Annotated in this window: 32 protein-coding genes and 1 other RNA gene; 32 read left to right on the top strand and 1 reads right to left on the bottom strand. The window is 60.8% G+C overall.

The features are described from left to right. Window positions 1–155 precede the first annotated feature (155 nt). Window positions 156–2,009 carry a 3'-5' exonuclease gene (locus RN346_RS04710; protein WP_311962306.1) on the top strand — a complete coding sequence of 618 codons (1,854 nt, stop codon included), beginning with the start codon at window positions 156–158 and terminating at the stop codon, window positions 2,007–2,009. 41 nt (window positions 2,010–2,050) lie between these two features. Then, window positions 2,051–2,998: an endonuclease NucS domain-containing protein gene (locus RN346_RS04705; protein ID WP_311962305.1), complete on the top strand. Its 948-nt coding sequence runs from the start codon at window positions 2,051–2,053 to the stop codon at window positions 2,996–2,998. 429 nt (window positions 2,999–3,427) lie between these two features. On the opposite strand, the gene RN346_RS04700 is transcribed toward RN346_RS04705, so the two are convergent. Continuing rightward, window positions 3,428–4,132 carry an XRE family transcriptional regulator gene (locus tag RN346_RS04700; protein WP_311962304.1) on the bottom strand — a complete coding sequence of 235 codons (705 nt, stop codon included), beginning with the start codon at window positions 4,130–4,132 and terminating at the stop codon, window positions 3,428–3,430. A gap of 152 nt (window positions 4,133–4,284) precedes the next feature. On the opposite strand from RN346_RS04700, the gene RN346_RS04695 reads away from it, so the two are divergent. The 30 genes from RN346_RS04695 (at window position 4,285) to RN346_RS04550 (ending at window position 21,443) form a co-directional block, all read left to right on the top strand. After that, window positions 4,285–4,623, top strand: coding sequence for a helix-turn-helix domain-containing protein (locus RN346_RS04695; RefSeq protein WP_311962303.1), 339 nt, complete (start codon window positions 4,285–4,287; stop codon window positions 4,621–4,623). A gap of 2 nt (window positions 4,624–4,625) precedes the next feature. Further along, window positions 4,626–5,063, top strand: coding sequence for a hypothetical protein (locus RN346_RS04690; protein WP_311962302.1), 438 nt, complete (start codon window positions 4,626–4,628; stop codon window positions 5,061–5,063). Next, on the top strand, window positions 5,060–7,117 hold the full coding sequence (locus RN346_RS04685) for a DNA-binding protein (protein WP_311962301.1): 2,058 nt from the start codon (window positions 5,060–5,062) through the stop codon (window positions 7,115–7,117). The genes RN346_RS04690 and RN346_RS04685 overlap by 4 nt, the downstream gene beginning before the upstream one ends. Window positions 7,118–7,155: 38 nt before the next feature. Next, entirely contained in the window at window positions 7,156–7,875 is a 720-nt protein-coding gene (locus tag RN346_RS04680) for an ATP-binding protein (protein WP_311962300.1), read from the top strand. 2 nt (window positions 7,876–7,877) lie between these two features. After that, on the top strand, window positions 7,878–8,507 hold the full coding sequence (locus tag RN346_RS04675) for a hypothetical protein (protein WP_311962299.1): 630 nt from the start codon (window positions 7,878–7,880) through the stop codon (window positions 8,505–8,507). Next, complete coding sequence (locus tag RN346_RS04670; RefSeq protein ID WP_311962298.1) at window positions 8,504–8,887, top strand: hypothetical protein; 384 nt, start codon at window positions 8,504–8,506, stop codon at window positions 8,885–8,887. Before RN346_RS04675 ends, RN346_RS04670 begins: the two co-directional genes overlap by 4 nt. Beyond that, window positions 8,877–9,512: a hypothetical protein gene (locus tag RN346_RS04665; RefSeq protein ID WP_311962297.1), complete on the top strand. Its 636-nt coding sequence runs from the start codon at window positions 8,877–8,879 to the stop codon at window positions 9,510–9,512. Before RN346_RS04670 ends, RN346_RS04665 begins: the two co-directional genes overlap by 11 nt. Beyond that, complete coding sequence (locus RN346_RS04660; protein ID WP_311962296.1) at window positions 9,509–9,940, top strand: hypothetical protein; 432 nt, start codon at window positions 9,509–9,511, stop codon at window positions 9,938–9,940. Before RN346_RS04665 ends, RN346_RS04660 begins: the two co-directional genes overlap by 4 nt. Before the next feature lies 1 nt (window position 9,941). Next, the gene (locus RN346_RS04655) at window positions 9,942–10,187 is read left to right on the top strand and encodes a hypothetical protein (protein ID WP_311962295.1); all 246 of its coding nucleotides are present in this window, start codon (window positions 9,942–9,944) and stop codon (window positions 10,185–10,187) included. Continuing rightward, a complete protein-coding gene (locus RN346_RS04650; protein ID WP_311962294.1) occupies window positions 10,184–10,816 on the top strand; it encodes a DUF3164 family protein in 633 nt (210 codons plus the stop codon). The genes RN346_RS04655 and RN346_RS04650 overlap by 4 nt, the downstream gene beginning before the upstream one ends. Window positions 10,817–10,818: 2 nt before the next feature. Then, a complete protein-coding gene (locus RN346_RS04645; RefSeq protein WP_311962292.1) occupies window positions 10,819–10,977 on the top strand; it encodes a hypothetical protein in 159 nt (52 codons plus the stop codon). After that, window positions 10,974–11,210: a hypothetical protein gene (locus tag RN346_RS04640; protein WP_311962291.1), complete on the top strand. Its 237-nt coding sequence runs from the start codon at window positions 10,974–10,976 to the stop codon at window positions 11,208–11,210. The genes RN346_RS04645 and RN346_RS04640 overlap by 4 nt, the downstream gene beginning before the upstream one ends. Continuing rightward, a complete protein-coding gene (locus tag RN346_RS04635; protein ID WP_311962290.1) occupies window positions 11,207–11,545 on the top strand; it encodes a hypothetical protein in 339 nt (112 codons plus the stop codon). Before RN346_RS04640 ends, RN346_RS04635 begins: the two co-directional genes overlap by 4 nt. Next, window positions 11,543–11,609: hammerhead ribozyme type II (locus RN346_RS04630), an RNA gene on the top strand. Before RN346_RS04635 ends, RN346_RS04630 begins: the two co-directional genes overlap by 3 nt. Window positions 11,610–11,618: 9 nt before the next feature. Beyond that, complete coding sequence (locus RN346_RS04625; RefSeq protein ID WP_311962289.1) at window positions 11,619–12,029, top strand: hypothetical protein; 411 nt, start codon at window positions 11,619–11,621, stop codon at window positions 12,027–12,029. After that, on the top strand, window positions 12,026–12,448 hold the full coding sequence (locus RN346_RS04620; RefSeq protein ID WP_311962288.1) for a regulatory protein GemA: 423 nt from the start codon (window positions 12,026–12,028) through the stop codon (window positions 12,446–12,448). Before RN346_RS04625 ends, RN346_RS04620 begins: the two co-directional genes overlap by 4 nt. Continuing rightward, entirely contained in the window at window positions 12,435–12,860 is a 426-nt protein-coding gene (locus RN346_RS04615) for a Mor transcription activator family protein (RefSeq protein WP_311962287.1), read from the top strand. The genes RN346_RS04620 and RN346_RS04615 overlap by 14 nt, the downstream gene beginning before the upstream one ends. 32 nt (window positions 12,861–12,892) lie before the next feature. Continuing rightward, complete coding sequence (locus RN346_RS04610; RefSeq protein WP_311962286.1) at window positions 12,893–13,102, top strand: hypothetical protein; 210 nt, start codon at window positions 12,893–12,895, stop codon at window positions 13,100–13,102. Beyond that, entirely contained in the window at window positions 13,099–13,695 is a 597-nt protein-coding gene (locus RN346_RS04605; protein WP_311962285.1) for a type VI secretion system-associated protein TagO, read from the top strand. The genes RN346_RS04610 and RN346_RS04605 overlap by 4 nt, the downstream gene beginning before the upstream one ends. Window positions 13,696–13,849: 154 nt before the next feature. After that, complete coding sequence (locus RN346_RS04600) at window positions 13,850–14,149, top strand: putative holin (RefSeq protein ID WP_311962284.1); 300 nt, start codon at window positions 13,850–13,852, stop codon at window positions 14,147–14,149. Between the two features lies 1 nt (window position 14,150). Further along, entirely contained in the window at window positions 14,151–14,771 is a 621-nt protein-coding gene (locus RN346_RS04595; RefSeq protein ID WP_311962283.1) for a lytic transglycosylase domain-containing protein, read from the top strand. A gap of 104 nt (window positions 14,772–14,875) precedes the next feature. Further along, on the top strand, window positions 14,876–15,109 hold the full coding sequence (locus RN346_RS04590) for a hypothetical protein (protein WP_311962282.1): 234 nt from the start codon (window positions 14,876–14,878) through the stop codon (window positions 15,107–15,109). Beyond that, on the top strand, window positions 15,106–15,399 hold the full coding sequence (locus RN346_RS04585) for a hypothetical protein (RefSeq protein ID WP_311962281.1): 294 nt from the start codon (window positions 15,106–15,108) through the stop codon (window positions 15,397–15,399). The genes RN346_RS04590 and RN346_RS04585 overlap by 4 nt, the downstream gene beginning before the upstream one ends. Window positions 15,400–15,409: 10 nt before the next feature. Continuing rightward, window positions 15,410–15,760, top strand: coding sequence for a DUF2730 family protein (locus RN346_RS04580; RefSeq protein ID WP_311962280.1), 351 nt, complete (start codon window positions 15,410–15,412; stop codon window positions 15,758–15,760). Next, on the top strand, window positions 15,757–16,056 hold the full coding sequence (locus tag RN346_RS04575; protein ID WP_311962279.1) for an ArsR family transcriptional regulator: 300 nt from the start codon (window positions 15,757–15,759) through the stop codon (window positions 16,054–16,056). The genes RN346_RS04580 and RN346_RS04575 overlap by 4 nt, the downstream gene beginning before the upstream one ends. 2 nt (window positions 16,057–16,058) lie before the next feature. Then, window positions 16,059–16,607: a DUF3486 family protein gene (locus RN346_RS04570; protein ID WP_311962278.1), complete on the top strand. Its 549-nt coding sequence runs from the start codon at window positions 16,059–16,061 to the stop codon at window positions 16,605–16,607. Further along, window positions 16,608–18,116 carry a terminase large subunit domain-containing protein gene (locus RN346_RS04565; RefSeq protein WP_311962277.1) on the top strand — a complete coding sequence of 503 codons (1,509 nt, stop codon included), beginning with the start codon at window positions 16,608–16,610 and terminating at the stop codon, window positions 18,114–18,116. It abuts the gene before it with no gap. Beyond that, the gene (locus RN346_RS04560) at window positions 18,110–19,717 is read left to right on the top strand and encodes a DUF935 domain-containing protein (protein WP_311962276.1); all 1,608 of its coding nucleotides are present in this window, start codon (window positions 18,110–18,112) and stop codon (window positions 19,715–19,717) included. Before RN346_RS04565 ends, RN346_RS04560 begins: the two co-directional genes overlap by 7 nt. After that, the gene (locus RN346_RS04555) at window positions 19,707–20,861 is read left to right on the top strand and encodes a phage minor head protein (protein ID WP_311962275.1); all 1,155 of its coding nucleotides are present in this window, start codon (window positions 19,707–19,709) and stop codon (window positions 20,859–20,861) included. Before RN346_RS04560 ends, RN346_RS04555 begins: the two co-directional genes overlap by 11 nt. Before the next feature lie 135 nt (window positions 20,862–20,996). After that, complete coding sequence (locus RN346_RS04550; protein WP_311962274.1) at window positions 20,997–21,443, top strand: phage virion morphogenesis protein; 447 nt, start codon at window positions 20,997–20,999, stop codon at window positions 21,441–21,443. Window positions 21,444–21,481: the final 38 nt, after the last annotated feature.

Here is a 21,481-nt window from a genome sequence, read left to right as displayed (position 1 = left end):
ATCTCAAGGGAATCGGTTGGAGCCTGACAAAACACCATGCATAAAGAGGGCCACCCGCGAGCGCAATTGCGGGTGGCAGGCACGGCGGATAGAATCAAGCAACCAAATAAAACTTCACCCTTGGGTCAATGGCCCGACTGCGGAGCCTTCACGCCATGGCCACGTTCATTCCTGCGCTTTCGACCATTCCCCGTGCCCGCATGACGCCCGGCGAGCGCCGTGTGGCCCAACGCCTGGATAGCCTGCTCGAGGACGACTACATCGTCTGGTACGACATCCCGCTCGGGCGGCAGCGCCGCTACCCGGACTTCATCGTGCTGCACCCCGCGCGAGGGCTTTTGTTTCTCGAAGTGAAGGACTGGAAGCTCGATACCCTGCACTCGATCACACCGGAAAGCGCGGTCATCGACACCCCCAAGGGGCGCAAGACGGTGAGCAATCCGCTGATACAGGCGCGCCAGTATGCCTTTACCGCTCTTGACCAGCTGGAGCGTGACCCGCAGCTCACCCAAAGCGATGGCCGCTACCAGGGCAAGCTCTGCTTTCCCTACGGCTTCGGCGTGATTTTTCCCAATATCACCCGACGCCAATGGGACGAGGCCATGAGCGAGGAAGCCCAGGAGCGAGTGCTGCCGGGGCATCGCTTGATCTGCCAGGACGAGATGCTCGCCACCGCCGACCCGGAAGCGTTTCAGGAACGGCTGTGGGCCATGTTCGACTACCGCTTCGGCGAGAAGCTCACCCTGCCCCAGCTCGATCGCATTCGCTGGCAGCTCTTTCCGGAAGTGCGCATCGACGCCCCCACCGGCGATCTGTTCGGCGACGAAGAGCAGAGTGAGGCGCCGGCCACGAACGCGGTGCCGGATATCGTGCGCGTGATGGACCTGCAGCAGGAGCTACTGGCGCGCAGCATGGGCGACGGCCACCGGGTGATCCACGGCGTGGCCGGCTCCGGCAAGACGTTGATCCTGGGCTATCGCTGCCTGCACCTGGCGCAGGCCACCACCAAGCCGATTCTGGTGCTCTGCTTCAACATCACGCTGGCTGCCAGGCTTCGCTGCTTCATCGCCGAAAAAGGCCTGACCGAAAAGGTGAAGGTGCACCATTTTCACGAATGGTGCGGGCAACAACTCAAGACGTACCACGTCGATTTGCTGCCCGGCAGCCGCCCGGTGTACGAGCGCCAGGTGGAGAGCGTGATTCACGCCGTCGACCAGGGGCAGATTCCCCGCGCCCAGTACGCCGCCGTGATGATCGACGAGGGCCACGATTTCGAACAGGCCTGGCTCAAGCTGGTGGTGCAGATGATCGACCCCGATACCAACTCGCTTTTGCTGCTCTACGACGACGCCCAGTCGATCTACCAGAAAGGCGCGCTGAAATTCCCGCTCTCCTCCGCCGGTATTCAGGCGCGCGGGCGCACCACCATCCTCAAGCTCAACTACCGCAACACCCGCGAGATATTGAGCTTCGCCTACGAGTTCGCCCAGGACTTCCTCACGGCGCACGATGGTGACGACGACCACGTACCGCTCATCGCCCCGGAAGTAGCCGGCGTCAGCGGCCCTAAACCCGCGTTTCGAGCCTTCAAAAGCGACGACGCCGAGGCCCACTACCTGGTGCGCTGTATTCAGACCTGGCAGGAACACGGAACCGAGCTGAACAGCATCGCAGTGGTCTATACCAGCAACGCTCAGGGAAAGCGCTTCCACGAGGCGCTTCAAAGCGCCGGCATTCCCAGCCGCTGCCTGCAGCAATCCTTCGATAAACACCGCTACGACCCGCAGGCCCAGGAAGTGGTCCTGCTCAGCCGCCAGAGCAGCAAGGGCCTGGAGTTCGACACGGTACTGCTCAGCGGCCTCGGCGCGCTCGACTCCGCCGAGGAGAAGCAGGCCCAGGAAGCGCGGCTTCTGTATGTGGGCATGACCCGAGCGCGAAGACGGTTGATGGTGACCGGGAGCAAGGTGAACTGGTATACCGAGCGGCTGAGCGAGCTGGCCTCGGCCTGAGAAGCAGCGTCTTTGAATAACACCTACACGGGAGACGCCGAATGGCGATCGAGCAAGGCATCTGGAAACTGGCAAGCGGTGCCAGCGAAGCCCCGCAAAAACTGCGCCCCATGGGGCTTGCCGATGAAAGTAAGCTTGAAGAGCAGATCATGCAGGACGTCTCGATCCTCAACCGGGACTGGCTCTTGATCGGCCGCCAGGTACGCACCGGCTTCGATAAGCTGATCGACCTGCTCGCACTCGATGCCAACGGCAACGTGATTATCATCGAATTGAAACGTGATAAAACACCCCGGGACGTGGTGGCCCAGGCCATCGACTACGCCAGCTGGGTAGTCACGCTGGCCGACTACCAGTTGATCGATATCTATCAGGCCTTTGCCGAGCGCTACCACCGCCCTTACCCCACTCTGGAAGACGCATTCGACGCCAAGTTCGGCGTACCGCTCGATGACGTGACGCTCAACGATAGCCACCAGATGGTGGTGGTCGCCACCCGGCTCGACGCCAGCAGCGAGCGCATTATCAACTACCTGAACGACCATGCCCAGCTTTCGATCAACGCGATGTTCTTTTCGGCGTTTGAAGACGGTGGCAACCACTACCTGAGCCGCGCCTGGATGATCGACCCGGACGAGCCGCCCCAGCCAGCCGCACGCAAAGCGCAGAAAGCCCCCTGGAACGGCGAGTTCTACGCCTCCTTCGGCGACGACCGCCCCTGGGAACTGGCGCGGCGTTCTGGTTTCATCGCCGGCGGCGGCGCCCACTGGTACTCCAAGACGCTCAACCTGCTTTCCGAAGGTGCCCGGGTATGGGTGAACATTCCCAGGATCGGTTATGTTGGCGTGGCGGAAGTGACCGGCGAGCGGGTACGGGCGGACGAGTTCATGGTCGAAACGGCGGACGGGCTACAACGTTTGAAAGTGTGGGTTAGCAGTAGATATGGCACCGCGGACGAATGTGGGACTACAAAAGAAGAAGTGGGATAACAGGGGACAGATAACAAGTTTTAGGTCAGTAGACTCAATAGGTTACACGCGCGTCGGCAGTATGAAAAGCCAGCAATTCAGAGGCCACTGTGCCAAAGCCGCGCAAATCAGGAAAAAGGCCGTTCTATGCTAGAGCGGCCTTTTTTGCTGAATATTTGGCACTGCTTTCAATTACCTTAAGAGCAGCTTCGCATTGTAATCAGAACAACCAGTGCCTTGTACGAAAACGTCTAGCTCTTCTTGCTTGGTAAGGTTGTAAAAGTACTCGCCGCCCAAAGCCTCCAAGTCACCACGTATTCTGTCACGCAATTCGACATCATAGTCACCCAGTAGCTCTGCAACAGTCACATCCCCATCATCAATTCGGATCGCTATAAAACCCTTTCGGGGGTTTATGCCTACTACAGTGCCTATCATAGCTTCTCCTCCTTATAGCCATCCCGCCGACCATACCGCACGGCCAATAATCTCAAGCTCGTTCAAGCGATCGCGCGGCACCACCACCTCGCGATAGGCGCTGTTGGCGCTGATGACGCTGACGCCGTCGAAGTTGCGCTGGAGCCGTTTGGCGTAGAGATGTCCATCCAAGCGCAGTATGTAGATTCCCTCACCCTCGATCGCCTTTCTGGTGTGATCGATCAGGACAGTATCACCACTATGCAGCACGGGCTCCATGCTATCGCCGTCAATGCGGATCGCCGAAAGGTGATCCGGTGTCAGGCCATGCTTGCGTAGCGAGTAGCGGGTGAAAGATATGTGCGTCAGTACACGGCAGTTCTCGTTCCACGCGCCATCGCCTGCGCTACATTGTGCGTCATAGAGGGGAACGAAAGCATAATCGTCCATCCCCTGCACTTCGTCGTGATGCCCCTTCTCAACACCAAACGCCAGCCACTGAATATCTTTACCCGAAGCTTGGGCAATCGAATTTAAGCGATCCAAGGTGGGATAGGTGTCACCACTCAGATAACTGCGTATCGCACCCTCGGACAAACCACATCTGCGCGAAAAAACGCGCGCACTCTCTCCTCCTAACGCATTTTTTAGGCGCTCGGGGAAGCATCCGATTCGTTCATCAGGAATCGGATGATCTCCCTCATTCTTTTCAACAACATCCTTTTCGCCGTAAGTCACTGATATAAAACCTGCTACGCATAAAAAAGAGCGGTTTGCTCACAAAAAAGAACCGGATGCTCATTTATCCGCTTGATGCGCGCATTTTTCCGCGTTATGTTTACTCACAAGTGAGGGTTAGACAGCCAGAAAAAACGCCACGGAGTGACGCAATGAAACTGGATATACCAACCAACCCAACGGCGAGGTGGGAATGGATCAAGTATCAGATCCGTGCCCGTGGTTTAACGCTGGCTGAGCTTGCACGCCGGCTGGGCGTTGAGCTTGGCACAATTGCAGCGGTGAAGCGTACGCCCTATCCACGTATGGAAAGAGCTATTGCCGATGTACTAGAGCTTCAACCTGCCACTATATGGCCAGAACGTTGGAACCACGACGGCACCCCTTGCCGCCAGCGCCCTAATCGCGCGGAAAAAAGCGAATCCACATTATGTGGACAGGATAGCGTTTCTAACGCTTTAGCGCATCGTCAAATGATCGTGGGGGCATAGCCATGCGACGTGTCAAAGACGACCTGACGCTGGATATCTTTGAGGTGCCACACCCTGTAGTACCCGCCCCCGGTAGTGGTAACTATGCCAGCCAGGTAAGCGAGCTGGTGGGCATCGTTTTGAAGGACTGCCCCGTTGATCGTTATGAAGTAGCGGCACAGATGAGTCGTTTAAGCGGTGACGACGTTTCAAAACATATGCTCGATGCTTGGTCGAGTCCGGCGCGTAGCGACCACAACATTCCTCTTTATCGCGTTCCACTCCTCGAGGAGGTGTGTAAAAGCCATGCCTTCACAGACTGGCTTGTGCATTTACGCGGAGGACGTGTGGCCTACGGACGTGAAGCCTTGGCGGCGGAATACGGTCGTCGCCAGCAGCAAATGGACAAGGTCAAGGCTGAAATGCGTGAGCTTAAACGGCTCATGGGAGAAGACGAATGAGCTGGTATACCGCCAAAGAATTGGCCGGGCTACCAGGCGTTCCTGGCACTGAAAGAAACGTCCGAGCATTTGCCCAACGCCACAACTGGGAAGGCCAGCGGCGGTTAGGTAGTAAGGCTGTGGAATATGCCTTCGCCGTCCTTCCTACAGAAACCCAAAGCGCTTTGCTGCTAAAGAGCGCTGACGACTCGAAGCCAACGCCGCAATCCAGTCACTCTTCGAACACCTGTGTGGTAACGGATGAACCACGCCCTGGCCAACAACAGCTAACCGACGCCCAGCGCAAAGTAATGACTGCGCGCGTTGCCTTCGTTCGTGAGATCGAGCGCATGAGCAAAATGGTCAGCCAGCAGCGCGCCATCATTACCCTGGTCGAGCATGCCAGAGAGGGAGATTTAACCCCCTACCTGAATGAGCGCGTGGTGCTTGCCAATGACCGCAAGAGCGACACCCGCACCCTGAGCGAACGCACCCTCAAGCGCTGGATCGCCGACTTCAGAAAACACGGCGAGCGTGGCCTGGCCCCCAAGCGTCGCAAACCCGATATGGGCATGCCTGAGTGGGCGGGTGATTTTCTCAAGCGCTACCAGAAGCCCCAAAAGCCCAGCGTCGAAGCCGCTTACCAGATGCTGGTCGAGCAGACCGAGCCACCCCACCCCAGCATTCACCAGGTGCGTCGATGGCTGGCCAAGCTGTCGCCCGAAGCGCGTGAGCGCGGCCGGATGGGGGCGCATGAACTGAAAGCGCTACAACCGTTCAAGCGCCGCACCAGCGCCGATTTGCTGCCCAATGATGTGTGGGTCGCTGATGGCCATACCTTCGATGCCGAAGTGATCAACCCGGTTACCGGCCAGGCTTTCCGCCCGGAAGTTACGCTGATCATCGACTGGGCCACGCGCCGGATCGTCGGCTTCGCCCTGAACCTGGCCGAATCCACTCTGGCCACGCTGGATGCGCTGCGCGACGCCGTTAGCCGTGTGGGCATGTTCAACCTGTTCTACGTCGATAACGGCTCCGGGTTCGATAACGCCACGGTTTACGAAGTGGTCGATCGGCTTGGTGGCAGTATTACCCACTCGCTGCCTTATAACTCTCAGGCACGCGGCGTTATCGAACGCGCTCACCAATCCATTCTTGTGAAGTTGGCTAAAGAGCTGCCCAGCTTTATTGGCGCGGATATGGATAAAGAGGCTTCCACTAAAGCGCATAAGTTAAGCCGCCGCGACATTAAAGCCGGTTTGAAGCCCGCTCTTATTCCCACGTTTCAGGAGTTCTTTGATCGCCTGAATGATGCACTCGATGTTTATAACCATCGCCCGCACAAGGGGCTTTCTAAAGTACGCGATCTGGACAGCGGAAAACTTCGCCATCAAAGCCCGATGGAAGCCTGGAAGAGTGCCGAAGCCTCCGGCTTTGAAGCACTGACCGCGCCGAGCGACGTGGTCGCGTCTCTCATGCGCCCGCAGGAAGTGCGCAAAACCCATCGCGGCGAGGTGCGTATCAACGGCGGCATCTACTTCATGGACGCTCTGCGCGACTTCCACAGCGAAGAGATCCGCGTGGCTTGGGATTACCGCGATACCGGCAGCGTTGGCGTTTACACCCTGGACGGTGAACACATCGGCGATGCGCTTCTCGATGGCAACGCCACCCCCGCCATGCCGGCCAGCATGATTCAGCGCGCCGCTGAAAAGCGCGAGAAAGGCCAGCTCAACCGGCTGGCTCAAAAAGCCAAGGTCATTACCGGCAGCGATGTGGAGATCCGCGCGATCACGCCCGCCGCCAGTTACTCCGACGAGAAACAGGCCGCTGCCGGCCGTGCCTACGCACAGCAACTGGCTGACCAGGGCACCCGCTTTCAGATCCCGCAAAACAAGATGGAGCGCTATCGGCTCTGGAAGAAGCTCGATGCACAGGTCGAGCAAGGCGAGGAACTACCGGAAACGGCTCGTCAGTGGCACGAACGCTACCAGCATCACAACGATTTCCGCGCCATCGCGAAAGTAATGGAAGCGGACGGGCTGCCACCCGCCCGCAACCGGCGGGCCGTCTGAACCACGGCCCATGACACCCGCAGTAAGAAGGAACTGATATGAGCGTCAACACCATTGTACCACTCACCAACGTAGGCCTTTTAGCCGCCGCCGTCGAAAGCGCCGCGAACCGGCCGCCGGAGCTACCCGGGCTGGTGGTCATGTACGGCCCCAGCGGCTATGGCAAAAGCCTGGCGGCGGCCTACTCGGCCAACATGCACCGCGCCTACTACGTCGAGTGCCGCGAAAGCTGGACCAAGAAAGCTTTCATTCAGGCGGTACTGCGTGAGATGGGCATCATCGCCATGAAGACGATCTCGGAGATGGTCGATCAGGTGGCCGAGCAGCTCTCACGCTCCGGCCGCCCGCTGATCGTCGATGACGTCCAGTACGTGATCGACAAGTCCGCGGCCAACGTGCTGACCGATATATACAACGCCAGCCAAGGCACGCTGATTCTGATCGGTGAAGAGCGCGTGCCCGCCTCAATGGCGCGCCTTGAACGCTTACACAACCGCGTACTGGAATGGGTACCGGCGCAAGCCGCCAGCCTGGATGACGTGCGGGCGCTTGCCGACAAGAGCTACCCGGATATTCAGATCGACGATGACCTGCTCGAAGTGGTTAACGATCGGGTCAAGGGCTGCCTGCGCCGCGTCGCGGTGAACCTCTACCAGATCCACTCGGAAGCCGCCGCCAATGGGTGGACCAACGTCGGCCTACGCGACTGGGGCGATCGTGAGATCCACACCGGTCAGCCGCCGGCGCGGAGGGGGTAAGCATGGCAAAACGTAAACCCAAGCTGAACGCACAGGCGCCACGCATCGACCGCCAGGCCATTTGGGAAGCATTGCGAGCGCTGGCCGTAGACGGCACCAGCATCACTACACGGGCCATCACCCTGGAAATGGCCAATGCCGTGAGCCAGGACCGTGTGCGCGATTACCTCATTGGACTGGAGAAAGCGGGCTATCTCGAGCGCAAGGATACCGCTCGCAAGACCGGCCAGCCGATCGAGTACTCGCTGACCAAGGATGTCGGCGTAGAAGCTCCACGCGTTCGCAAGGACGGATCTACCCCCGAAGGCGGTCTTGGCCGGGAACAGCTTTGGCGCACCCTGCGCATCGTGGGTAACTGCACCGCTGGCGAACTCGCCGATGCAGCTACAACGCCCAAGGTGACGATTGCCGAAGCCACCGCGAACGAGTACCTGCGCTTTCTGGCGGCCGCCGGCTACGTTGTCGTCGCCCGCGCAGGCTCGCCCGGCATACCCACTCGCTATCGCGCAGTAGCCAGCCGCTGGACGGGGCCGCTTGCGCCCATGATTCAGCGCACCAAACAGCTCTACGACCCCAATACCGGAAAAGTGGTTTATAGCCGCGTCACGAAAACGGAAGGGGGTGAGCCATGAGCGCCATTCGCCGCACCCGCTCGGTCGATATCTCCAACTGGGGCGCCCAGCCGCCCCGCTGGATAGCGCTTCTGGCCAATGAGGTACGCGCCAGCAATCGCAAGCTCGCCGCCGAACGTATTGGCGTTTCGCGCAGCGCGGTCTCTTTGGCACTGGCTAACCGCTACCCCAGCCCCTCGACTGACAGCATCGAAAAGAAAGTGCTGAGCGCACTGGACGGCCTCAAGTGCCCGGCGCTTGGCGACACCATCAGCGTCGAGCAGTGTCGCGAGTACCGCGCCCGCCCAGCTCCGACGCATAACCCGATGGCCATGCGTCTCTGGCGCCAGTGCCAGACCTGCCCACACAACCCCGACGCTGGAGGTAACGATGACGCTTAAAGCGACCTGCCCCGAGTGCGGCATGACCGGCGACATGGCCGCCTTCGTCACCCAAGGCGAGCACAACCAGGCGCTGGCCGTCGCGCTTGAAATGCCTGCGCTGCTGAGCAGCCGCATCGTGCGCTATCTGGGCATGTTCCGGCCCAAATCGCGGGCGCTGGCCAGTGCCAAAAGTGCGCGGCTGCTGGCCGAGCTGAAAGACGCGATCACCAGCGGCGTCATCGAGCGCAAGGGCGTCACCCGCGATGCGCCATTGAACGTCTGGATGAACGCCCTGGATCAGCTGCTCGAGCGCCCGCCCAGCAACCTGCCGCTGAACGGCCACGGCTACCTGTTCGAGGTGGTCGCCAATGTGGCCGATCGGCACGCCGGTGAAGTGGAGCGCCAGCGTGAAGAAGCAGCACGCAGCGGTGCCAAACCGCCCGCGAATCGCGCGCCGACGGCTGCCGTACGCGAGCGCTCGACCGATGACGTCCTGGCCGAACACAAACGTCTGGCCGAGCGCCAGGCGCACGTGAGCCAGCCGCGACAGCATGAGCAACACAAAGCCACCGAGAAGAACAACGCACCCAAGCGCCTGGGGGATCTGCTCAAGGGCGCGTCTATCCGGGGGAACGACCAATGATCACCTACAGCGATAGCGAGATCGAGTACTACGCCGAGCGCTTCGTGCGTATGCGTATTGGCCAGCACGGTTTCAACCTGGCGCAGTACATCGCCAACCCGGCCACCGTGGAGCGCGCCGCGCTCGAGCCCGAGCCGCTGCTTGCCGCCCAGCATGCCGCCGTACTGCGTATCTGGCAGCGCTGGGATACCGGGCTGGCCGCGCCGGGAAGTGAGACCGACGACATCGAGATCCAGGCCAACGGCTGGGACTGGCGCGACTTCCTCGACCAGCTCCGCGCCGATGTCCATGCCGCCCTGCTGCCTTTGGACCACGTGGGCCAGCGCAACGGCACCTTCATCGAGCCGATGAGACACCACCGCCACAACCACCGCAACACCCGCGCGATGGCCAACTTCGAACGCAAACAAGCCCGCAAAGGAGCCTGACATGACCAACCCCATCATGCGCCTGATCGATGTTGACGAGATTGGCAGCGCCACTGTCAGCCAGCTGCTTCAGGACATGGGCGCCGACGAGGTCGAGCAAGTCGCGGTAGCGATCACACGTAGCCATCAGTTTGAACCCTTCGCGGCGCTGATTTCTCTGCATGGCCCCCACACCACGCGCTATCTGGAGGCGATCCGCCGGGTAACGCGCGATATCGAAACTGAACGCAATGGAGCACACGCATGAACACCCCGGCCACCGACACCCAACAAATCCCCGATGGCTTCCGCATGGACGCCAAGGGCCGCTTGATTCCGCTCGAGCAGATCAAGGAGGTCGACCAGCTTCGTGACGAGCTGGTGCGCTCGATCGCCGACCGCGCCACTGAATTGCGCGACCAGCTCCGCGACTTCAAGGCAGACGTGTTCAGCGAGATCGAAGCGCTGATCCAGACAAGTGCCCAGGAGTACGACGTCCAGATCGGCGGCAAGAAAGGCAACGTGCAGCTCGTCAGCTTCTGCGGCAAGTACAAGGTACTGCGCGCGATCTCCGAGACCATCACCTTCGATGAACGGCTCCAGGCCGCCAAGGGGCTGATCGAAGAGTGCCTGCGCGACTGGACCACCGGCGCCCGCCCCGAGGTGGCCACCATCGTTCAGGATGCGTTTCGCGTCGACCAGGCGGGCAACATCCGCACCGGCCAGGTGCTGGGGCTGCGCCGGCTGAACATTCAGGACGAACGCTGGCTGCGCGCCATGGACGCAATCTCGGATGCCGTGCAGGTCACGGGCTCCAAGAGCTACATCCGCGTGTACGAGCGGGTTGGTAGCAGCGATCAGTACCGCCCCATCTCACTCGATATCGCGGGGGTCTGACCATGCCGAGCAAGTGCGAGTACTTCTACCAGCTCCAGGCGCGCGGCATCACTGCCGCCGCTGCCAAAAAGTGGCTGAAACAGAACCCGCCGCCGCGCGGCTGGAAGCACAGCGCCTGGCGCTGGGCCAACGAGAATATGACCACGGAGGCCGCCCAATGACCACCGCCGCGAACGCCTCGTCCATCCGCGTCAGCCCCGCCATGGGCGGCTTTGTCGCCACGCTGCGTGGCCAGCGCGCCACCGGCCGTACCCACCGCGACGCAGCGCTGGCCGTGGCGCGCAAAGTCTACGGGGCAAAGGTCAGCGTGCGCAGCGACTACCTGCGCCGCTCCGACCCAGCGGCAAACATCCAGTACCGCTACCACATCACCCATCAGCGAGGTGCCGCATGAGCAAGTTTGAAATTACCAGCATGAGCGTAGCGGTAGACAAGGAAGTGATTGGCCAAGCCTTCACTACATTGGCTGCGCCGATCATCGGCGCCAAGGCATTGCTTGATGCGTATGGCGAGGAGACCGCTAAAAAAATGCTGGGCCTGAAGCCCCAGGAAGATCTCGATAAGGCTGGCGAAGTAGTACTTGGCACCTACAACGGCTTGGTATGTCGCTTGGTAATTGAGCCAGAGAGCGGTAGCTGGGTGGGCGGCAGCCTAACGCATGAGCCAGTTAAAGGAATCACCATCCAAAACATGGAAGTAAACGGCGAGCAGCTAAAGGCCAAAGTGTAGCGAAACGCCCCTTCACGGGGGCGTCTGTCGGGTGTGGTGCCCCGGCACTGATGAGCAGCCAGTGAGGTGAACAATGGACAAGTGGAAGCAACTAGAAGAGCAGCTGTTCGGTGTCTTCGGTAGCGCTAAAATTCTAGCTGACGGCTATGAAGTGGCCTTTCAGAAGCGTCTTGGCAAGGGCGAACGACTGGTGATTGAGACCTACGTGAACGGCTATATCAAAGGGGAATGGTTTTCAACGGGTGAGAACGGTGCCCCAAAGCACCCCGAGGCGCGTTTCTACCGTCCTCTCACCAGCCGCCTCTATAAGCTGAAAGATTATCCGAAGCTCAAGCGGGTCTTTGGCAAGAAGCAGGCCGACAACATGGTTGAGCTTAAAACCGTGGCATACGGCCCGACATGGAACAGCCCTCGCACGCTGATCAGCCACCTGAAAAAGAACTTCCCAGACCTGGAACTGGTGAGCAGCGAGGTGGCGTCATGATCAGCAAAGGCAAGCTCGCCCAGATCCACATCGCCAAGGCGCAACTGGGCCTTGGCGACGAAGAGTACCGCGCGATTCTCGCCCGCACCGCGGGCGTGAGCAGTGCCAAAGACCTCACGAATCGCACCGTTGGCGCTGTAATGCACGAGTTCCGGCGGCTCGGGTTCGAGCCCAAGCCAGCGAAGAAGGCGGGTCGGAAAGCGCCGCGCCCGCCACGCTCGCGCCAGAACGTGATGAGCAAGATCGAAGCCATGCTGACCCACGCCGGGCGCCCATGGACCTACGCCGATGGCATCGCCAAGCGCATGTTCAATGTGGAACGGGTGGATTGGCTGGACGATGACCAGCTCCACCGTTTGATGACCGGGCTGATCATCGACGCCAAACGGCAAGGACGGTACCCCAATGACCTCGCATGACGATAACTTCGACCTGGGCTTCGACGTGCCGGGCGACGCGCTCGACTACCTCGACCCGGAGATCCTAAAGAAGTGGCCCCAAGGCTTGAGCGACATGCTCACGGTGATAGAAAGCGAATACGTGCGCGGCGGCGATGATATGAAAGCTGCTCGCCGCCGAGCGTTTGCTGCGGTTCGGGCGATCAGCGGTTTTGCCGGTGGCCGTAGCCTTTATGTACCCCAGGGCCGCCAGCTCGACCGCGCCCTTCGTGATCGCGAGATTTGGGAGCGCCACACCGGCGACAACATCCCCACGCTGGTCGAGGACTACACGCTGACCGAGGCACAGATCTATAGCATCCTGGCCGAGCAGAGAAAGCTCGCGCGGGCGCGGATGCAGTCCGACTTGTTCGCTGACAGGGTGAAAGGCTAAGCTAAGTTAAAACCGGCGAGTCAGGGGGCGATATGTACAAGAAAAAATCCCAGCGCTATTGCACTCGAATTGGCAGCGAAGAGCTTGAAGCCGAGGTTACCAAAGTCGATGAATCCTTGTATCGAGCTGTAGGAGAGTTCTGTGGGGAGATCATTAGAGCGACTGGCACGTCAGAAACCATCGCATTTGGCCGCTGGTATAGAGAAGTTCAACGTGAAGCCAAAAACAGGGAACAGATATGAAAACAGCCAAATCAACCGTAGCAGCAGCCATCGTTTTCTTCATCGGCCAAGCTCATGCGGCTGAAGACTGTGTAGACATCTCGAATGATGACCGCCGGTTAGCTTGCTATGATGCGGAATATCAACCTAGCAGCGACGTTACTCAAGAATCTGACTGGATGGTAAACAGCGAAACATCACCTATTGATGACTCCACAGCAGTGTATTTGCGAGTTTTTTCTAAAGAACCAGTTACCGATCGTATAGGCCGCCAAGGTGACGCCGAGTTATGGATTCGCTGTTCGGAAAACACTACTGCAATGATTATGAAATTTGCGGGAAATCATATGGCCGACCTGAATCAATATGGCCAAGTGACTTTGCGAATTGATGACCTGCAAGCGCGTACGATGCGGATGGATGCCTCTACCGATCACAGCTCTCTTGGTTTATGGAGCGGTGGTCGATCCATCCCCGTCATTCGCAGCATGTTCGACCACGACACTCTCACTGTTCGCGCTACCCCATACAGCCAATCGCCAATCACAACGCAATTCCCCATAACGGGGCTGGAAGAAGCGATTGAGCCATTAAGAGAAGCATGTAATTGGTAATCGAAGCCAATGGAAATAACAGTAACAACCCGCCCCGGCGGGTTGTTTGCTTTCTAAGGTATGAAAACTCCTAAACCGCTTGATTCCCGCCGCCTGACCCAATCCCCTTAGCCTGAACCTCACTGCATCCCATTCCTTGCACTGAGGCTACCCCGTGAACCGTTCCACTCTGCTCGACAAACTCCGCATCGGTCCTTGGCTCGTCGGCGCGATCATCACTTCCATCGTCGTTGGCATTCTCTACCCCCACCAGCTCGGCGTGCTGCTCTGGTCGCTCACGAAACTCTGCTGGGGCGCGTACCTGGGCTACTGGATCGATCGTTCGATGTTCCCCTACGCCCGGCCCGGTGCTTGGGTCGATAGCGACGCCGATCGGCCGCTCTTACCGCAGTTCATGCTGCGCCGCGTGATCATCATTGCCGCCGCGATCCTCGCCCTGGGCTTGGGGGTATAGCATGCGCTGGCTCTGCCTTCTGATTACCCTTGGCCTCGCGCTCACCGCCTGCGCCCCCGCTCAGGCACAGATTCCCGCCGCCGCCGCTCAGTACCAGCGCGAGTTGACCCGCATCGTGCAACAGGAATGGGGGATGAATGGTCGCGTGGCGGTCCACGCGGCGCAGATCCACCAAGAGAGTGGGTGGCGGGCGAAAGTCAATTCGCCGGTCGGCGCTCAGGGGTTGAGCCAGTTCATGCCATCCACTTCCAAATGGATCGCCGAGATCTACTCGGACCTTGGCCGCGCCGCGCCGTACTCGCCTACCTGGGCGATGCGAGCGCAGGCGCGCTACAACAAGTGGCACTGGCAGCGCCTCAGAGGTACCGCCAACCAGTGCGAACACTGGGCCATGGTACTCAGCGCGTACAACGGCGGGTTGGGCTGGGTAAACCGTGACCGCCGCTTGGCCACCGCCGCCGACGACGATGCCGCGCGCTGGTTCGGCCACGTCGAGCGCTACACCAACCGCGCGAGCTGGGCCAAGCGAGAGAACCGGCACTACGTGCGCCGCATTTTGCTGGAGCTGACGCCGCGCTATGAGCGCGCCGGATGGCAAGGGGGGGCGCCATGTCCCGTGTAATGCAATTCATGTTTGTAGCCGTTTGTGCCACCTCGCTTTTTATGTCTGGGAAGGTGTTTTTCTTAAATCTAGCGCTAGAGAGTGAGCGAAGCGCGCTACAGCAGATGACTGAGCAACGCGATAAATATCAGCGTGAAGCGACTGAGAAAGCGAAAGAGCTCGACGAAGCCGAGCGCCGCCGACGCCTTGCCGAAGCCGATATTAAAGCGCTTCAAGAGGAACTGGCCGAGCAAGCTGAGAGCTACGACGCCCTGCGCCAGCGCATCCGCCGCGCCCCCGCCAGCGACAACGGCACCGTGGCCCCGGTGCTGCGCGATACCCTGGAGCGCCTGCCGTGACTCGAATCGTATTGATACTGGCCGCCACTGCGGCGCTTGCCGCGTGCGGCAGCACACCGCCCGCATTGCCGCCACCCCCGTCCGTCACCGTGTACCAGTGCGTCACCCCGGCGGGGCTGACCGGGCGAGAGACCCAGCCGCTACCGCCCATGGGCGACTACTCGCAGGAGGACGTGGCGCTGTTCATTACCGATTTACACCAGTGGGGCGCGCGGGGCTGGTTACGCGTTGCCCGCATTCGAGAGCACGCCGATAAGTGCGCGCAAAGCGCCGAAGACGATAACGACTAAGGGGAGCACCGTGGACTTTTCAATCATCAACTGGTCGGCCGCCAAGGTGTTGTTCGATTTTCTGCAGGCGTTAGCTACGGTCGCGGTAGCGGTCTACGTGTGGTGGATCAATAAACAACGCGCCAGCCAGACGGCAATCAAATCAACCAACAAGCGTATTGATAACGTCGAAAAACAGGTGGTCAACCTGGAACATAAAGTGGATCGCCTGCCGGATCATCGCGACCTTACCAAGCTTCAAGAACAAATGTCGCAAACCAATGTGCTGTTGGCTGAGATCAGCGCCAGCCAGAAGGCTACAGCACAGCAGGTAGGACGCATGAATGATTATCTGCTGAACCGTTCAGGGGGGAAGGCATGAGCTTTCAGGATTATGAAACCGAGGGCCGTCGCCTCGGCATTCTGCGCATCCTCGCGCGGCGCAATCAGTTCACCACCAATGAATACTCGCTTAATGACGAGCTGACAGGTGCGTATGCCCACCATGTGAGCCGCGACCGGCTACACAGTGACCTCGCGTGGCTGGATGAGCAAGGCTTGGTGATCACTCAACAACCCCGCGCCGGTTGGGTTATCACCCTGACCAGTCGTGGCGACGACGTTGCAGCGGGTTTGGCACAGGTGCCCGGTGTCGCCCGCCCCCGGCCGGGAGCCTGACCATGCCCCCGCGCAACAAGGTATACGACCTGCCGCCGGAGATCCGCGAAGCGCTGAACGAACGGCTGGTGAGCGGTGGCTTTCAAGGCTACGCCGGGCTGTCCGATTGGCTGACCGAGCGCGGCTATAACGTCTCGAAGTCGAGCGTTCACCGCTATGGTCAGGATCTTAAGGAGGAGTTCGAGGACGCCATGGGCAGCGTTCGCCGCACCACCGAGATGGCCAAGGCCATGGCGGATGCGGTGGAAGACGACGAGGGGCACCTGATCGACGCTACCGCGCGCCTGGTACAAGAGCACCTGCTGCGGATCTCGCTGGAGTTTCGCAAGATGGAGATCGAGCCGGATGCAGCCGCCCACCACTTGGGCAAGGTCTCCAAGGCGCTGGATAGCTTGGGCCGCTTGTCGCTTAGCCAGAAGAAGCACGCCAAAGAGCTGCGCGCCGAGTTTGCCAAGGAAGCCGCCGAGAAGGCCGAGAGCAGCATGGCCACCCAGGGCATGAGCCGCGACGCCATCGACGCAATCAAGCGTGACATCCTGGGGATTGCTTAAATGAGTGGGCTCCCTGAATCCGTTCTTCTCCCCTACCAAAAGGCATGGATAGAAGACGACGCCGATCTCAAGATCGCCGAGAAAAGCCGCCGCACCGGTTTGACTTGGGGCGAAGCGGCCGATGCCGTGCTTTCCGCCAGTAGCGCCAAGGCCGCTGGCGGCACCAACCACTTCTATGTGGGCTCGAATAAGGACATGGCCATCGAGTTCATCGACGCCTGCGCCATGTGGGCTAAGGCGTTCAACCGCGCTGCCTCGCACGTTCAGGAAGAGCTTTATCACGACGAGGATAAGGACATCCTCACCTTCAATATCCACTTCTCCAGCGGCTTCAAGATCCAGGCGCTCAGCTCGCGCCCCAGCAACATGCGGGGCCGTCAGGGCAACGTCACCATCGACGAAGCCGCCTTCCACGATCAGCTAGCCGAAGTGCTCAAGGCCGCGCTCGCCCTCACCATGTGGGGCGCCAAGGTGCGCTTGATCAGCACCCACAACGGCGTCGAGAACCTGTTCAACGAGCTGATTCAGGACAGCCGCGCTGGCAAGAAGCGCTACAGTGTTCACCGCATCACCCTCGACGACGCCTGCGAGCAAGGGCTGTACCAGCGGATCTGTCAGGTACGCGGCAAACCCTGGAGCCCCGAAGCCGAGGAAAAGTGGAAGGAGAACCTGCTCAAGGACACCGCCACCCGTGAAGACGCGCTCGAGGAGTACTACTGCGTGCCCAAGGCGGGCGGCGGGGCTTACCTCTCCCGCGCCATGATCGAGGCCCGCATGGTCGATGCTCCAGTGGTGCGCTTCGAAGGCAGCGCCGAGTTCAACGCGGTGCCGGAGCATTACCGGGCTTTGGAGATCGACGCCTGGTGTAACGAACACCTGCTGCCGCTGCTCGAGGCGCTCGACCCGCGCCTGACCCACTGCTTCGGCGAGGACTTCGGGCGGAGCGGCGACCTGACCGTGATCGCCCCCATGGCCATCACTCAGCAGTTGATGCGGCAGGTGCCCTTTTTAATCGAGTTGCGCAATGTGCCGTTCAAACAGCAAGAGCAGGTACTGTTCTTCGTCGTCGACCGGCTGCCGCGCCTACAAGGCGGCGCGCTGGATGGGCGCGGCAATGGCCAGTACCTCGCCGAGCAGGCCGCCGAGCGTTACGGCAGCATCGTCGAAGTGGTCATGCTTTCCCAGAGCTGGTACCTCAACAACATGCCGCCGTTCAAAGCGGCGTTCGAGGACGAGCAGATCACCCTGCCGCGCGATAGCCAGGTCGTGGACGACCTGCGCGCGCTTCAAGTCATCAAGGGCGTGCCCAAGCTGCCCGATGCCAAAACCGGCGCCAACGCCGACCGCCACGGCGATGCCGCCATCGCGCTGGCCATGGCCTACTACGCGAGCATGATGGACGTAGCCCCCATCGACTTCACCCCCGCGCCCCTGCCGGGCATTCGCCCGGACGACGACAGCGACGACATTGAACCTGCCGGATTCGGCATAGGAGGCGGCGCATGGTAAGCCCCAGAACCCTCATCAAGCGCCTGTTTGGCACCGATAGCAGCCAGGCGCTGGAAGAGGAGCAGACGCAGGACGCCCGCATCGGCCAGCTCAAGCGCGAATTTGCCGAGCACCCCACCAAGGGGCTCACGCCGGCGCGGCTCTACCAGATCCTCGAAGCCGCTGAGCAAGGCGACCTTAAAGCGCAGTCCGAGCTTTTCGATGACATGGAAGAGAAGGACGCTCAGATCGGCGCCGACCTCGGTAAGCGCCGTCAGCTCGCCGCCGAGCTCGAATGGCAGATCGTCCCGCCGGATGGCGCCGACGCCCGCGAGAAGAAAGCCGCCGAGCACGCGGCGGAAGTATTCAGCGGTCTGGAAGTCGAGGATCTCATTCTCGATCTCGGTACCGGTATCGGCCACGGCTGGGCCAACCTGGAACTACCGTGGAGCCGAGACGGCGCGCTGCGCTACATCGAGCAGCCCACGCTGCGCCCGCATTCCTGGTTCCGCCTGCACCCGGACGACCAGAACCTGATCACGCTCCGCGACAACAGCGCCACGGGCGCCGAGCTGTGGCCGCTGGGCTGGGTGCAACACCGCCACCGGGCCAAGAGCGGCTACGTGGCGCGCATGGGCCTGCACCGCATGCTGGCCTGGCCGTATTTGTTCCAGAACTACGCGCTGGGGGATCTCGCCCAGCTTCTTGAGATTTACGGCCTACCTGCGCGCATCGGCAAGTACCCCAAGAACGCGACCGAGAAGGAAAAAGCAACGCTGCTACGCGCCGTCGTCACGCTGGGCCAGAACGCGGCGGGCATCATCCCCGAAGGTATGTCGGTGGAGTTCATGGAGGCCGCCGGTAAGGGCAGCTCAGCGGACGTCTACAAGCTGATGATGGACTGGTGCGAGCGCGCCAAGGCCAAGGCGATCCTCGGCGGCACGCTCACCAGCGGCACCGGTGAAGGCACCAACACCAACGCCTTGGGCAACGTGCATGAGCGCGGGCAAACCAGCTTGATACGTTCCGATGTACGCCAGTACGCGGGCAGCATCCGCAAGCAGATCCTGTGGCCGATGGCCGCGCTGAACTACGGTATCGACAAGCCCAGCCGCGCCCCGCGCTTCTACCTCGACACCGGCGAGACGGAAGACCTGGACCGCCTCTCCAAGAGCCTGCCCACCTTCGTGGACATGGGCGCTCAGATCCCGCTGTGGTGGCTCCACGAGAAGAGCGGCATTCCGAAGGCGCAGGCCGGCGAAGACGTACTGACACCCCGGCAGTCCGCCAACCCCTTCGGCGCGTTACGTTTGGCATCGTCGAACCAGCCCTTGGCAGCTCTGCGGCAGGCGCCTACTCAGCCCGGTCAGCCGAGCTACTACCGGGACGCCACCCTCGAGCAGCTCGATGGCCAGGCGCAGCCAGTGATCGACGGTTGGGTTAACCAGGTACGGCAGCTAGCTGAGCAAGCGGAAAGCTTCGAGCAGCTGCAAGAGCTGATCGCGAGCGCCTTCGATGACCTGGACGAAAACGAGTTGGTCAGCGTGATGGCCACCGCGTTTGAGGCGGCCAGTTTGGCCGGCCGCGCGACGGTCGATGAGGAGATCGGCAATGCCGATTAGCGCCGAGTTCCGCCGGCCGTTCGCCGAGCAGGTGAGCTTCTTTCGCAACAAGCTCAACCTGCCCACGCGCCGCTCCGGCGATATCACTCGCGATCAGAACGACGCTGCCTTTGTCGTCGCCGGGGCGACCAAGGCCGACTTGCTGGCAGATCTTCGCGGCGCGGTCGATGACGCGATCAGCAACGGCCAGAGTCTGGGTGAGTTCCGCCGCCAGTTCGAGGAGATCGTCGCCAAGCGCGGCTGGACAGGCTGGACGGGTGAAGGCACCAAAGCCGGACGCGCCTGGCGTACTCGGCTTATCTACAAAACGAACCTCGATACCAGCTACGCTGCCGGACGCTGGGCGCAGATGACCGACCCGGACGTGGTTCGCCTTCGGCCCTATTGGCGCTACGTGCATAACACCATCGAGAACCCACGCCAGCAGCACCAGCGCTGGAATAACCTGGTGCTGCGTGCGGATGACCCGTGGTGGCAGACTCACTATCCTCCGAACGGCTTCGGTTGCAACTGCGGCGTCGAGACGCTGAACCAGCGCGGCCTCGAGCGGCTGGGTAAAAGCGGGCCGGACACCGCACCCGATAACGGCACGTTCGAGCACGTCGATAACACCACCGGCGAAGTCATCACCGTGCCAAACGGACTGCAACCCGGCTGGGACTACGCACCGGGCCAGACCGCTGCCGAGCACGCGATCGCTGTACGGCTGAACCGGCTGGATAGCGTGGAGACGACGATTGCCCGGCAGCACGTTGGCCAACTGGTCGAGGCGCCGCTGTTCAGCCGGTTCTTCAATGGCGAGATCCGGGGGGAATATCCAGTGGCCGTGGTGCCGCCGGTCGAGCGGCAAGTGCTGGGCGCCGAGTCGCCGGTAGTGCTGCTTTCACAGCAAAGTCTGCGTACCCACCGCGAACGTCACCCGGAGATCGGCCTCGAGGATTACCGGCGCGTGCAGCAGCTCCTCGACGATGGCCAGGTGTACCAAGTGCCAAACGAGCCCGGCCGCTTGATCTACCTGGTGATCGAAGGCGTGACCTATCGCGCCGCACTAAAGCGCACGCAGGATGGCAAGAAGAGCTACTTCCTGACGCTGTTCAAAAGCCGCACGGATCAGCCGCCGCCGAACGCGGTCAGGCTTAGATAAGGAAAGGGGTAAAGAGGAAAGAGCCTGTCGCATGGGAGGCACCCATGCTAACCCTCATCAACGCCCTGACAGTAAAGAGAGCGAAGGGGTCGGTAGCCATACCGAGGACAGGCACCCCCAGTATAGGAGAGGCCCATGGCCACCATCAAGATCGATACTGATAGCGGCGACGTCGAGCGCGCCATCACCGAGATGCTCAACCGGGGGCAGGATCTCACCGCGCCGATGAAGAGCATCGGCGAAGAGATGGTCAATCGCACCCAGCAACGCTTCCGCGATAAAGTGACCCCGGACGGCACCCCTTGGGCACCCAACTCGCCGGTGACGGAAAAGCGCAAGGGCCATGACCGCATACTGGAAGGCGAAAGTAAGGAGCTGGCCAAACAGTTCAGCTCCTCGGCCAACAGCGATGGCGTCGAATGGGGTAGCCTGATGGTCTACGCCGCCATGCAACACTACGGCGGCGTAAAGGCTGAGTTCCCCCACCTGTGGGGTGACATTCCAAGGCGGGAGTTTATCGGGCTGAACGATGACGATGGCGACGAGGTGATGGCCACCTTGGCCGACCATTTGAGCGGTTGAGACGCGACCGCGAGAATTGGCGCACACGCCCCGCAAGA

Source organism: Halomonas sp. PAMB 3232 (genome assembly GCF_031954225.1).
Lineage (GTDB): Bacteria > Pseudomonadota > Gammaproteobacteria > Pseudomonadales > Halomonadaceae > Vreelandella.
The sequence above is the reverse complement of the archived record's forward strand: the minus strand, read 5'-3'. Positions and strand labels throughout refer to the sequence as shown.